10 protein-coding genes are annotated in these 13,761 nt (G+C 33.2%); 5 read left to right on the top strand and 5 right to left on the bottom strand.

Translation table 11 applies throughout. The features are described from left to right. Positions 1–24 precede the first annotated feature (24 nt). The 4 genes from NU08_RS03840 to NU08_RS03825 all read left to right on the top strand — a co-directional run bounded on the left by NU08_RS03840 (position 25) and on the right by NU08_RS03825 (position 3,382). Complete coding sequence (locus NU08_RS03840) at positions 25–1,029, top strand: serine hydrolase domain-containing protein (protein WP_165352403.1); 1,005 nt, start codon at positions 25–27, stop codon at positions 1,027–1,029. Between the two features lie 154 nt (positions 1,030–1,183). Further along, positions 1,184–2,083, top strand: coding sequence for an LD-carboxypeptidase (locus NU08_RS03835; protein WP_129745936.1), 900 nt, complete (start codon positions 1,184–1,186; stop codon positions 2,081–2,083). Between the two features lie 148 nt (positions 2,084–2,231). Then, positions 2,232–2,603 carry a YraN family protein gene (locus NU08_RS03830; RefSeq protein ID WP_129745935.1) on the top strand — a complete coding sequence of 124 codons (372 nt, stop codon included), beginning with the start codon at positions 2,232–2,234 and terminating at the stop codon, positions 2,601–2,603. Positions 2,604–2,725: 122 nt separating this feature from the next. Continuing rightward, entirely contained in the window at positions 2,726–3,382 is a 657-nt protein-coding gene (locus NU08_RS03825; RefSeq protein WP_008466087.1) for a hypothetical protein, read from the top strand. Between the two features lie 504 nt (positions 3,383–3,886). On the opposite strand, the gene NU08_RS03820 is transcribed toward NU08_RS03825, so the two are convergent. The 3 genes from NU08_RS03820 to NU08_RS03810 form a co-directional block, all read right to left on the bottom strand. Then, positions 3,887–4,441, bottom strand: coding sequence for a DUF5683 domain-containing protein (locus tag NU08_RS03820; RefSeq protein ID WP_129745934.1), 555 nt, complete (start codon positions 4,439–4,441; stop codon positions 3,887–3,889). Between the two features lie 235 nt (positions 4,442–4,676). Continuing rightward, positions 4,677–8,042 (bottom strand): transcription-repair coupling factor, encoded by a 3,366-nt coding sequence (gene mfd / locus NU08_RS03815; protein WP_129745933.1) that lies wholly within the window; start codon positions 8,040–8,042, stop codon positions 4,677–4,679. Then, positions 8,035–8,643 carry a hypothetical protein gene (locus tag NU08_RS03810; RefSeq protein WP_129745932.1) on the bottom strand — a complete coding sequence of 203 codons (609 nt, stop codon included), beginning with the start codon at positions 8,641–8,643 and terminating at the stop codon, positions 8,035–8,037. Before NU08_RS03810 ends, mfd begins: the two co-directional genes overlap by 8 nt. 323 nt (positions 8,644–8,966) lie before the next feature. Between NU08_RS03810 and NU08_RS03805 the strand changes: the two genes are divergently transcribed. After that, a complete protein-coding gene (locus tag NU08_RS03805; RefSeq protein ID WP_129745931.1) occupies positions 8,967–9,905 on the top strand; it encodes an L-threonine 3-dehydrogenase in 939 nt (312 codons plus the stop codon). Positions 9,906–9,979: 74 nt separating this feature from the next. Here the strand turns inward: NU08_RS03805 and NU08_RS03800 are convergent, their stop codons facing one another. Together NU08_RS03800 and NU08_RS03795 are read right to left on the bottom strand one after the other, a co-directional pair. After that, the gene (locus NU08_RS03800; RefSeq protein ID WP_129745930.1) at positions 9,980–11,860 is read right to left on the bottom strand and encodes a M1 family metallopeptidase; all 1,881 of its coding nucleotides are present in this window, start codon (positions 11,858–11,860) and stop codon (positions 9,980–9,982) included. Positions 11,861–11,924: 64 nt separating this feature from the next. Continuing rightward, positions 11,925–13,559, bottom strand: coding sequence for a S8 family peptidase (locus tag NU08_RS03795; RefSeq protein WP_129745929.1), 1,635 nt, complete (start codon positions 13,557–13,559; stop codon positions 11,925–11,927). Positions 13,560–13,761: the final 202 nt, after the last annotated feature.

The raw sequence follows: 13,761 nt of genomic DNA, 5'->3' as shown, positions 1-13,761 counted from the left end.
TTCTATGGACAAAAAAACAGGGATTTGGCAGAGAAAATCCGAAAAGAATACAAAATTCCCGAATTAGCATACGCAGTAGTTTCATCAGATTCCATTTTTGAAATTGACGTCCTAGGATTTCAACGTTATCAAACTTCTTTTAAAGCAAAAATTAACGACAAGTTTCGTTTAGGATCAATCACAAAAACGATCACAGGTTATATTGCTGCGACTTTAGTAAATGAAGGAAAGATAAAATGGGACACCAAATTCTTTGATTTGTACCCCGAATTAAAATCAGAAAGTAATCCAGAAGTTTATAATATAAACTTGCAAGACTTCTTAACTTTTCGAGCACCAATTCCAACTTGGTCTTACGGAAATGAAACTCCAACACAAAAAGAAATAAAAGGAAACAACCAAGAACAGCGTTATGAATTTATAAGCTGGTTTTTTAAACAAAAACAAATTATTACTGAGAAACAAGATTGGTACGGTTCCAATCCAAGTTTTGTTGCCGCAGGTTTAATGCTCGAAAAAGCAACTGGAAAAAGTTATGAAACTTTAGTACAAGAATTGGGTAAAAAGCTAAATATTAACTTCGGTTTTGGACAACCAAATATTACTGATATAAATCAGCCGTGGGGACATGATGAAAATTTGATGCCTGAAAAACCGTTCGTAAATTATAAATTAAATTGGCTTTCATCAGCAGGAAATATCAATGTAAATCTTCCTGATTTTTGCAAATTTACTCAGATGCAATTACAAGGTTTATTAGGAAAATCAAAAGTATTGTCTGAAGAAGAATTTAATAAAATACATTTTGGCTTTCCAGAATTTTCTTTTGGTTGGTATTCTGAAATAAATGAAAATTCAGGTTTAAAATATTCTTTTCATTACGGAAATCCAGGAACATTTTTAACCAAAGTGTATATTTGCAAAGACATCAATAAAGCTTTCATACTTTTTGCAAATGTTCAATCTGAAGAAGCCGATAGAGGTTTAATGCTACTCTTGGCTGAACTTCAAAAACAATACGGAGGATAAATTACCAAACCTTAAAAATTAATTTTATAAATTTAAGCAAAAGAAAAAAATGAATAAAAACTGCTTTCACTATATAAAGAAACACTTTGTCTTTTGTAAACTCGCATTTCTTATTTTTGCTTTACAATCATTCAACTGTCAATCTCAACAAAACATGATAACACCACCTTATTTACAAAAAGGAGATACTGTAGCGCTTTTAGCAACAGCAAGAAAAAATATCGATGACAATTTAAAACCTACAATAGATTTGTTGCACAGCTGGGGTTTAGAAGCAGTAATTGGATCAACAATCGGTTTGGATTACAATCAATTGGCAGGAACAGATGAACAGAGAGCAGCCGATTTCCAGAAGCAAATGGACAATCCTAATATTAAAGCAATTTGGTGTGTTCGTGGCGGATATGGAACAGTGAGAATGTTAGATTTATTGGATTTTACCAAATTCAAACAGCACCCAAAATGGGTTATCGGTTTTAGTGATGTAACGGTTCTACATAATCATTTGAATACAATGGGTTATAAATCTATTCATGGCATTATGCCTGTAACCGTTCCGAGAGCAACTCCAGATGCTGTAAGTTCATTAAAAGCGGCTTTGTTTAACGAACCTATTTCCTATACTGTGAGTCCAACTCCGATGAACCGTTTGGGAAGTGCAACAGGAGAATTAGTTGGAGGTAACTTGTCTATTTTATATAGTTTATTAGGATCTCCGTCTGCAATTGACTGCAAGGATAAAATTTTATTTATAGAAGATTTAGATGAATATCTGTATCACATCGATCGTATGATGATGAATCTAAGACGTAACGGATGCATTGAAAACCTAAAAGGAATTATCATTGGAGGTATGACAAGCATGAAAGACAATGAAGTGCCTTGGGGAAAAAATGCATTGGAAATTATTGACGATGTAACCAAAAAATACAATATTCCCGTTATTTTTAATTTCCCTGCTGGACACATTAGAGACAATAGAGCTCTTGTTATGGGAAATATCGTTACGATGGAAGTTACTGCTTCTGGAAGTACCGTCACTTTTAAAAAGTAATAATACGTTGCTTATACTTTAAGCAAGTCTAACAATACCACATAAAATCTCGCAAAGACGCGAAGTCGCAAAGTTTTTAAATATCCTTTGCAACTTCGCATCTTTGCGTGCAAAAAACTTAAAACTTGAAACCTGAAACAAAAAAACAATGGCAGAACATAATGATTTAGGAAAATTAGGCGAAGATCTCGCCGCTGCATATCTTGAAGAAAACGGATATTCTATTATAGAACGAAACTTTGTTATACAGAAAGCAGAAATAGATATTATTGCTCAAAAAGATTCCATTTTAGCCATTATTGAAGTAAAGACCCGTTCGAGCTTAGATTTTGGTTCTCCGCAAGATTTTGTTAAGCAAAAAAAAATTCAATTACTCATTAAAGCAGTAAATGCCTACATAAACGATAGGGAAAAGGATTTTCAGGAAGATTTAGAAATCCGTTTTGACATCATTGCGGTCCATAAAAATGGGGAATCATTTGCAATTGAACATCTTACTGACGCTTTTTATCACTTTTAACATAATTTTTTATTGTTATAATTGTAACAATTTGTTTTTTTATTTATATTTGCAAAGAATTATAACATCACAATGTTAAATTAACAAACCAACTCAACTGTTACCAAAAAAAAAAAAAAATTATGAAAACTGTTTCTTCTATTGTAGAAAACTACATTAAAACAAAACCATTTTTATTAAATGCCCTGTCACTCGGAATTATTAACCTAACATCACTTTCGCGAAATATCATGACCGAATTAGAAAGTGAGTTCGGAAAAGAGGTAAAACAAGGCGCTGTAGTAATGTCTTTAAAACGACTGACGGAAGAACTAGATTTTAAATTGAACCACAAAATCAATAAAGTAATTAAGAATATCGGTGAAATTACAGTTCGCTCTGAACTTACAGATTACACTTTCGCAGCATCTGAAACTGTACTTAACAAACAGGCAGATTTAATCTCTGATATTAACGCTTTATCTGATATTTTTTATACCTCATCTCGTGGAGTAAACGAAACTAATATCGTGGTAAGCAGCAGTGTGAATCATTTAGTTGAGAAACACTTTATGAGAGAAAAATTAATCCAGAAATTAGATAATTTAGCTTCTATTACGGTAAAATTACCAAAAGAAAATATTGTTGTTCCTGGTATTTATTACTTCATTTTCCAGCGTTTGGCTTGGGAAGGAATTATCATTAATGAAGTAATTTCGACTTCAAACGAATTTACAATTTTAGTTGGAGAAGATCAAGTTGATGTAGCTTTTAAAGTAATTAAAGACTTGAAAAACTAAATTAAATAATATTAAGAATCGTTTTGATTCTTCTTTATACCCACAAAATCCTTTTGTCTTTTTAATGAAAGATGAAAGGATTTTTTTTTGAATAAAATAGCACCTAAGCATAATTCTATTTTTAGCAAATAAGAATATTCTCAAAAGACAATTCTAAAAATAGATTTTATTCTGTTAAAGCGTCAATATGACACTTACTTGTAAAAAGCCACTTCACACTGCATTTTACGTCTTTTATATAAAAAACTAACAAAAAATCCGAATTAAGTTTTTTTAAATATAATTTATTACGAATAATATTTTTATATATTTGCTAACGCATCAAAAAACAAGAGCGATTTTTGACTGTATAGCCAAACTAATATTGAATTAAATTGTTTTGAAATAAATTCGATTTGTAGAATTTAAATCAACACTACTTTTTTCAAATTCACGATACAATTATCTAACCAAAACCACAATAATGCCATTAAATCACTCTTCGGAGTGATTTTTTTTCAAATATTAGAAAGAATAATTCAGAGCAAACCCAAAATTATTATTGAATGTGATATCATTTTTTATAACAGCAGGTTTAAATGCCAGTCTTTCATCTACATTAAATTGAGATAGAGCGGCATCTATATTAGCATCAATAATATTTAAAACATAAAATCCGACTATAAATAGAGCTGATAAATCTCTATATCGTTGATATTCTTTTTGAGCAGTTGTCAATTGGCTTTCTGATAATCGTGCTAAAAATTCGGAATCACTTTTTTTCCCTTCAAGTCTGTTTTTGTATTCGTCTCTGTATAAATTATATTTTTTCTGATTATCAATATAAAAATAAGTGCTCGTGCCAATTGCGCCATAAACTAAAGGAAGTTTCCAGTATTTTTTATTATAAATCTGCCCTAAACCAGGCAAAACTGCCGAATAAAATGCAGCTTTTGCAGGACGTAGCGGATCAATTGTTTCCGATTTTAAAGAATCTTTTAAAACGATTTTATTTTTTTCTTGAGCGAAGATTGTAGTTAATCCTAAAAATAAAAATAGAAGAATAAGTTGGTTCTGCATATAAAGTTGTCTTTGAAAATTTGACTCAAAGAAAACTTTTTAGTTCTAAGATTTTTCTTAAATAAAAGATAAAGAAAGCTTAATTTTTGATTCGCCACGAATTCACACGAATTATTTTAAAAAATTATTGCCACAGATTAAAAGGATTTAAATGATTTTTTTAATCTTCATAATCTTTTTAATCTGTGGCAAAAAAATTCGTGCAAATTCTTGCAATTCGTGGCAAACTTTATTTTTACTCCTCAAACAACTCCATCAATTCCAGCGCACGTTTTATAGACTTCACATTTTCAAAAGTCAACAATAAACGTAATCCGTTTACGGTTTGTTTTTCTTTCATTTTGCAGAGCGTGCTTTGCTTTTGGACAAAGTTTAAAACTTTTCTGAATTTTGCAGACTGGTAATAATCAGATTGTTGGTCTGAAACGAAATATCCAATCATTTTACCTTGTTTCAAGACTAATTTCTCAATTCCGACTTTCGTTGCAATCCATTTAATTCTAATGCTGTTTAATAAAGCAACTGCAGGTTTTGGCAAAGGTCCGAAACGGTCAATTAGTTTTTTCTCGAATTCCTGTAAACCGGCTTCGTCTTTTATAGCCCCTAATTCGTTGTATAAAACCAAACGTTCCGAAACGTTATTGATATATTCATCTGGGAATAAAAGCTCAAAATCCGCATCAATCTGAATGTCTTTTACGTATTCTTTTGTATCGATGTCATTTTCTTCAGGATACAAATCTTTGAATTCATTTTCCTTCAATTCCTCAATCGCTTCGTTCATGATTTTTTGGTACGTATCGAAACCAATTTCGTTTATGAAACCACTTTGTTCACCACCTAATAAATCTCCTGCTCCACGAATCTCCAAATCTTTCATTGCAATGTTGAAACCACTTCCCAATTCGCTGAATTGTTCCAACGCCTGAATACGTTTTCTAGCATCTTCGGTCATTGATGAATACGGCGGACAAATGAAATAACAGAACGCTTTTTTGTTGCTTCGCCCTACTCGCCCACGCATTTGATGCAAGTCTGATAAACCAAAATTATTGGCGTTGTTGATGAAAATTGTATTGGCATTTGGAACGTCCAATCCGCTTTCGATGATTGTTGTTGCTACCAAAACATCAAAATCTCCATTCATAAAACCTAACATCAATTCCTCGAGTTTAGCGCCGTCCATTTGTCCGTGGCCAATTCCGACTCTTGCATTTGGAACCAAACGTTGAATCATTCCTGCCACTTCTTTTATATTTTCAATTCGGTTATTGATAAAGAAAACCTGTCCGTTTCTTTGAATCTCATACGAAATTGCATCACGGATAATTTCTTCATTAAAACCAACCACATTCGTTTCAATCGGATAACGGTTTGGCGGAGGCGTTGTAATTACCGATAAATCTCGTGCAGCCATTAACGAAAACTGTAAAGTTCTCGGAATCGGAGTTGCAGTTAATGTCAACGTATCAACATTCGCAGCAATTGTCTTTAATTTATCTTTTACGTTAACACCAAACTTTTGTTCCTCGTCAACAATCAATAAACCTAAGTCTTTAAAAACGACATTTTTATTTACTAATTGATGAGTTCCAATTACAATATCTAGTTTTCCTTCAGCTAAATCTTTTAAGGTTTGCGTTTTTTGTTTTGCCGTTCTAAATCTATTTAAATAGCCTATTGAAACCGGCATATCTTTCAAACGTTCTGAGAAAGTTCTATAATGCTGATAAGCTAAAATAGTTGTTGGAACCAAAACTGCCACTTGTTTACTGTTATCTACAGCTTTAAATGCCGCACGAATGGCAACCTCTGTTTTTCCGAAACCAACGTCACCACAAACCAAACGATCCATTGGGCGATCGCTTTCCATATCAGCCTTTACTTCCGCTGTCGATTTCATTTGGTCAGGCGTATCTTCGTAAATAAACGAACTTTCCAATTCGTTTTGAAGATAACTGTCTGGCGCAAACTGAAAACCTTTTTCTAAACGACGTTTTGCATATAGCTGAATCAAGTTGAACGCAATATGTTTAACACGCGCTTTGGTTTTTTGTTTTAAAACCTTCCAAGCGTTCGATCCTAATTTATAGATTTTTGGAGGCGTTCCGTCTTTTCCGTTGTATTTTGAGATTTTATGAAGCGAGTGAATGCTCACATACACAATATCATTATCGGCATAAACCAGTTTTATGGCTTCTTGTGTTTTTCCTTCAACCTGAATTTTCTGCAATCCGCCAAACTTACCAATTCCGTGATCGATATGCGTTACATAATCGCCAACAGAAAGCGCTGTCAATTCTTTTAAAGTGATATTCTGCTTTTTAGAATATCCGTTTTTAATGTTGAATTTATGGTAACGCTCAAAAATCTGATGATCGGTATAAGCGGTAATCTGATTTTCTTCATCAATAAAACCTTGGTATAAAGGCAGTACAATTGTATGATAATGCTTTCTGATATTTTCTGAATTGGCTTCATCCAAAGATTCAAAAATATCATGAAAACGTTTTGCCTGCGTATCATTCGAACAGAACAGATAGTTGACATATCCGTTAAAATGATTATCGCTCAAATTATTCAGCAATAAATCAAATTGTTTATTGAAAGACGGCTGTGGCTGAATATGGAATTCGAATTTCTTAGTGGTTTTATAAACTGGTCTTGAAGCCAATTCTACAACCGAAAAATCTAAAGATCTTTTGATAAATGACGCCTGATTTAAAAATAATTGTTCTGGCGTGGCATGTTTTATTTCTTTCGAAAGTTTCTCAAAAGCTTCTTCTGCCCTTGCAAACTGTTTATCCAATTGACTAAAAAGTCCTTCAGTATTTTGAATAAAAAGAACTGTTTTTTCGGCAATATAATCTAAGAAGCTTTCACGATTTTCCTGAAAAAGTTTGTTCTCAACATTCGGGATAATTGTGATTTTTTTATGCGTTTCGACAGATAATTGTGTTTCAACATCAAAAGTTCTAATGCTGTCTACTTCGTTTCCGAAAAACTCAATTCGATACGGATGATCATTTGAGAAAGAAAAGACATCGACAATTCCCCCACGAACTGAAAATTCTCCAGGTTCTGTAATAAAATCCACTCTCTTGAATTCGTATTCGAACAAAACTTCGTTGATAAAATCAATCGAAATTTTATCGTTTAAAGCTACTTTTAAAGTGTTTTTATCTAGTTCTCTTCTCGTAACTACTTTCTCAAAAAGTGCTTCTGGATAAGTAACAATTACGGCTGGCTTTTTTCTAGAATTGATTCTATTTAAAACCTCAGCACGAAGCAAAACATTGGCATTATCGGTTTCATCAATCTGGTAAGGACGGCGAAATGATGCGGGATAAAACAAAACATCTTGTTCTCCGATCATTTGCTCCAAATCGTTTAGATAATACGCAGCTTCTTCTTTATTGTCTAAAACAATCAGAAAAGGCAGTTCGGTTTTTCTGAAAACGGAACGGATAATAAATGAAACAGCAGATCCTAACAATCCGCTGATGTTCATTTTTACCTGATTTCCTTCCAGTAGACTTTTGGCAATCTGCTCTGCTTTTGGCAGATTATCATATGTAGTATATAAGGCGTTTTTACTCAACTTTTGGTATATTTGGATCTATTGGCGGTGCCGAATTCGGAATCGCGCGTGTTGTATCTAACATTCTAAGGAAATCTTCTTCTCCTTCTTCTTTCGGTATTTTGGCTTTTTCGACAATTTTATCCATTTGTCTTTCTAGCGAAATCAGTTCTTTGTTGATTTCCTGTATTAAAAAAACCACTTTATCATCTGGAATATTATTTAAATGAATAAACAAATCCAGCATTCTGATTTTGGTAATCAAAATAGAAATACGGCTTTTAATCTGAGGCTGGTTAAATTGAGCTGGAATGTTGTTATTTAGAGCCATTGCTTTTCTAGAAATAGCTGCCGACTTTTTCTGAAATGCACCAATAGTCTTTCTAGGCTTTTCTCCAATTTCTTTTATAAATTCACGCCACTCGTTCCAAGAATTCAATTGCGATTCTGAGATTTCATTGATAGGTTCATCTAGAAAAGTCCAGCCTTTATTTATATTATTAAAAATAGCTTCTTTCTTTTTCGCTTCTTTTGCATTTTCTGCAAGGCGTTTTTCATTTTCATTTTGGCAAGAAAATAACACAGTTGTCAAAAGCAGAAAAAGAGATATTTGGTATTTCATTGATAAAATATAGTTAGGCTGCAAAGTTACGAAGTAAATTTACAATTATGAATTCTGTTTTTTGCTAAAGATTCTATAAATCAAGGTTATTTTTTTGTCTTTTCATGATAATTTGAATTACAATTTTAAATATTTCATTTGGTGGTTTTTCCAATAAAATAGCGCTTTTTCACGGATTTTCAAAAAAGGCACAAAGACACACTTTTAAAAGAGAATAATATAACAAACAAACTTTTTAATTATTGAATTTATAATTTATCCTTTAAAAAAGCGCAAGTAATTGCGAAAACGTTATATTTGTGTCTCTAAAAAATCATCAAAAAATGAATCCTAAAATATTGATCATTGGCGCCTGCGGTCAGATTGGAACAGAACTGACGCAAAAACTGCGTAAATTATACGGAACTGATAATGTTATTGCTTCTGATATTAGAAAATTAAATACTGATGTTGTTAATTCAGGCCCTTTTGAAGTGGTTAATGCTTTAGATTTTAATCAGATTGAGCATTTGGTTGAAGTGCATAAAATTACAGATGTATATCTGATGGCGGCACTTTTATCTGCAACTGCCGAAAAAAACCCAGCTTTTGCTTGGGATTTAAATATGAATTCGCTTTTTCATGTTTTGAATTTAGCCAAAGCAAAAAAAATTCAGAAGATTTTCTGGCCTTCAAGCATTGCTGTTTTTGGACCAACAACTCCAAAAGAAAATACTCCGCAATATACTGTAATGGAACCTTCAACAGTTTACGGAATCAGCAAACAAGCGGGCGAAAGATGGTGCGAATATTATCATAATATTTATGGCGTTGATGTTCGCAGTATTCGTTATCCAGGCTTAATTAGCTGGTCTACTCCTCCAGGCGGAGGAACTACAGATTATGCTGTTGATATTTTCTACAAGGCAATTGCCGATAAAAAATATGAGTGCTTTTTATCTTCTGAAACCAAAATGCCAATGATGTATATGGATGATGCCATTGATGCAACGATTAATATCATGAAAGCACCGGCTGAAGAAATCAAAATACATTCTTCATACAATCTGGCTGCAATGAGTTTTACTCCAACTGAAATTGCTGCCGAAATCAAAAAACATATTCCTGATTTTGAGATTACTTATAATCCTGATTTCCGTCAGAAAATTGCAGACAGCTGGCCTGCAAGTATTGACGATTCTTCAGCAAGAGAAGATTGGGGATGGAATCATAAATTTGATTTGGAAACGATGACAAAAGATATGATTGAGCATTTGAGTTAAATTTCAATTATCATAAAAAACAAAAATCCCGCTTAGAAATTCTAAACGGGATTTTTTATATTCTAATTTGAATATTATTTTACTTCAAAAACATTGTTTGTTTGTTTTACGTCAGCCATTAATCCACTTGGATCGATAGTGATTTTTTTGATTGACGTTTTGTTTTTGTCAATTGTAAAACTATAGTTTTGCTGTGCCCAAGCCCAATCTTCTAGAACTGTTCTTTTTTCGTTCGGATTTGGATTTGGTTTAATGAAGTTCATCATTCTTAACGGAATATAGAATGCCTCAGATGTTCCGTCTGTATAATCTACTTTTAAATCGATTGGCATTGGCATTCTTCCAATTCTTTCTAAAGAAACTGTAGTTTTTCCTTCGTTATCAGCAACGTCTTTAATTCCGTAATCGATCGTATTTGTAGTTTGTGTCCAATCAATCAAATACCAATCTAACTCAGCTCCAGAAACTCTTTCAGCTGTTCTTTTAATGTCGTTTGGAGTTGGATGTTTAAATTTGAAATCGTTGAAATATCTTTTTAAAGTCGCATCAACATTCTCTTTTCCAATTACATATTCTAACTGAGAAAGGAAAAGACTTCCTTTTACATAAGAAGAAATGCTGTAAGGACGATTTTCATCATAACGATCTCCGTGAGTTGTCTGTGGCTGTTCTTTTCCAGAATTTACTAAACTGTAATATGCTTTATAATTTCCAGCAAAAGGGTTTACTTCTTTTTTGTCTCCTTTTAATTCATTCAAAGCACTGTCTTCGATGTAAGTTGTAAAACCTTCATCCATCCAAGGGTGTTTTGATTCGTTTGAAGCCAGAATGTGTTGGAACCAAGAGTGTCCTAATTCGTGCGTTGCAGTTCCTAGAATTCCTTCTAGAGTTCCGTTTCCTAACATTAAAGTACACATTGCGTACTCCATTCCACCGTCTCCACCTTGAATAAATGAATATTGTTTGTATGGATAAGCTCCAACTCTCTGGTTGTAATATTCCATTACCCTAACCATTAACGGCTCTAATTGCTTCCAGTTTGCCGTTGTTTTTTCGTTGTTCTTGTAGAAGAAATGCAAATCAACATCATTTGGTCCTTTTATAATATCATGTGTATATTCCTTGTCAGCAGCCCATGTAAAATCGTGAACATTTGGCGCAATAAAATGCCATGTAATTGTTTTAGCTTTTTTAGGATATGTAACCGTTACACCTGCATCTTGGTAACCATGCCCAATTGAATTTTTGTCTTGCAAATATCCTGAACCACCAATTGTATAATCTTTATCGATTGTAATTTTTACATCAAAATTACCCCAAACGCCATGAAATTCTCTTGCGATGTAAGGATCTGCGTGCCATCCTTCAAAATCAAATTCAGCTAATTTTGGATACCATTGTGACATAGAAAGTTCAACTCCTTCAGAATTGTTTCTTCCTGAACGACGAATCTGAACTGGAACTTGTCCGTCAAAATCTAATGTAAAAGTCGTTTTAGAATTTGGAAGGATTGGTTTTGCCAAAGTCACTTCTAAGATTGTTCCTGAAACTCTCGTTTGAGCAGTAACACCATCTTGTTTGAAGTTTGTGATTTTTAAATACCCAATTTCGTTAGGTTTTAAAGTTTCAATACGGCTTTGTTTTACTTCTTTTCCGTCAGCTTGTTTTACTTTGTTTACCATTCTTCCGTCTGGATCTTTAATAAAATGAAGACGCGCATCCATTTCGCTTCCTGGTTGAAAAGCATTTGGATATAAATGATAGAATACTTTTTTTAGAGTATCAGAAGAGTTGTTGGTATAAACCAATTCTTGTTTCCCTTTGTACTGATAGTTTTTTACATCCATCGAAACCTCCATTTTATAGTCAGCGTGCTGCTGCCAATATGGGGCGCTTTGTGCAAAAGCCGAATTAAAACCTAAGCTTAGGAAAGAAAGTAAAATAATTTTTCGCATGTTAATATGTAATAGAAAATGGAAGAGCTCTCGCCCTTCCATTGGATTAATAGTGTATTATTGTTTATTTTTTAGACATCTTTTCAGCCATTAATAAAGCGTTGTAAGCATTCACCATCTTAGCCGTTTTTGATGATTCTACAGAAGAAACTGGTTTTGGACTTTCATCTGGATTTTCGTTTTCACCCAAAACAACCATTGAAGGAAGTGCTACTCCAGAGTCCATCAAAATCTTTTTAACCTGAGCGGCTTTTAATTTTGGATAGTAAGAACGAATCAAAGCGGCTACACCTGCTGCATTTGGAGATGCCATTGATGTTCCTTGCAAATATTTGTATTTGTTGTTTGGCACTGTCGCATAGATTTCTTCACCTGGAGCAAAAACGTCTACGTTTATTTTTCCGAAGTTTGAGAATGGTGCCACAACGTTTTCTCCATAAGATTTATTAATAGCTCCGATAGTAATTAAATTGTCCGCAAACTCTTTTACGTTGTCTTTAGAATCGTTCGGATAATTGATGTTTTTAGTTTCATCAATATTGTAACCATCGTTACCTGCTGCATGAACAATTAAAACGTCTTTTTTAGCTGCATAGGCAATAGCATCATAAACCCATTGTTTATGTGGAGAAAAGCTTTTTCCAAAACTTCCGTTGATTACTTTTGCTCCATTGTCTACTGCATAACGAATTGCTAAAGCAATATCTTTATCGTACTCGTCTCCATCTGGAACTGCTCTAACAGTCAAAATTTCAACGTTTGTTGCTACTCCGTCTCCACCTAAATTATTTCCTCTAATTTGAGCAATAATTCCCGCAACGTGCGTTCCGTGAAGTGCTTTTTCTTTATCTGGACCAAAAACTACATTATTACCGTAATGATTGTTTTTAATGTCTTCTGGATTATCACCAACGATTTTTCTTCCGTCAAAATCTTTGTTCAAGTTGTAGTTTAACTGATCGTCAACTTGTTCTTTGTATTCTGTGAAATCTGCTTCTGGATCAAAAGTTGGCCCTGCATTTGTAAAAATCTGAGTCATAATTGCTTTACTTCTTGCCACTTTCGGATCTGTAGAAGTAATTGCACTTAAGTCTTCTATTTTATATGTTGACTTATTAAGCTCTTTTTTAATAGTATTATGAACCTCAAGCAAAAAGTCTACTTGCTGTTTATCTTTTAAAGCTTTTTCATATTTCTCTGTGTATTGCGCCAAAGCTGCTTTATATTCTGGAGAACCAACATCAGCTTTTTTTACGATACGTGTCATTTCTAGATTTTCATGAACAGCATCTCCAAGGAAGTTCCATCCGTGAACGTCATCGATAAATCCGTTTTTATCATCATCGATTCCGTTTCCTGGAATTTCTTTTTTGTTTGTCCAGATCATTCCCTGCAAATCTTCATGCTCGATATCGACACCAGAATCTACAATTCCAACAATTACTTTCTGCCCTTTTTTACCTTGCAGTAATTCAGCATAAGCTCTGTCAACACTCATTCCCGGAATTGAGTCTTTTATTAAATCAAGATGGCTCCATCTTTTTAATTCATTTTCGCTAACAGGCGCTTTTTTTACAACTGCCGCAGGCGCTGTAATAAACTCTTTTGAAGTAGAAACCTGCGCTTGAACTGTAGCGCTGCATCCTGCTAAAACAAGCATTGCAAAAGCAGATAATTTAAGAGGTTTTATATGATTCATGTATCTATAAATATAAGTAAAGTTAAAAGATGGGTCTAAATTATGCTTTTTTGTTACAAAAAACTAACCGTTAACAATGTGTTATGAAATTTTAAATGAAATTATGCAAAATCAGAGCATTATCAAATGATTAAAAATCAAACAATTAAATATAATTTGTTTTCAAAAAATATACTTTGGATTTACTATTTATTTTATAAAT

The organism is Flavobacterium anhuiense, from assembly GCF_004151235.1.
Taxonomy (GTDB): domain Bacteria; phylum Bacteroidota; class Bacteroidia; order Flavobacteriales; family Flavobacteriaceae; genus Flavobacterium; species Flavobacterium anhuiense_A.
Note: the sequence above shows the minus strand (reverse complement) of the source record. Positions and strands in the feature narration are given on the sequence as shown.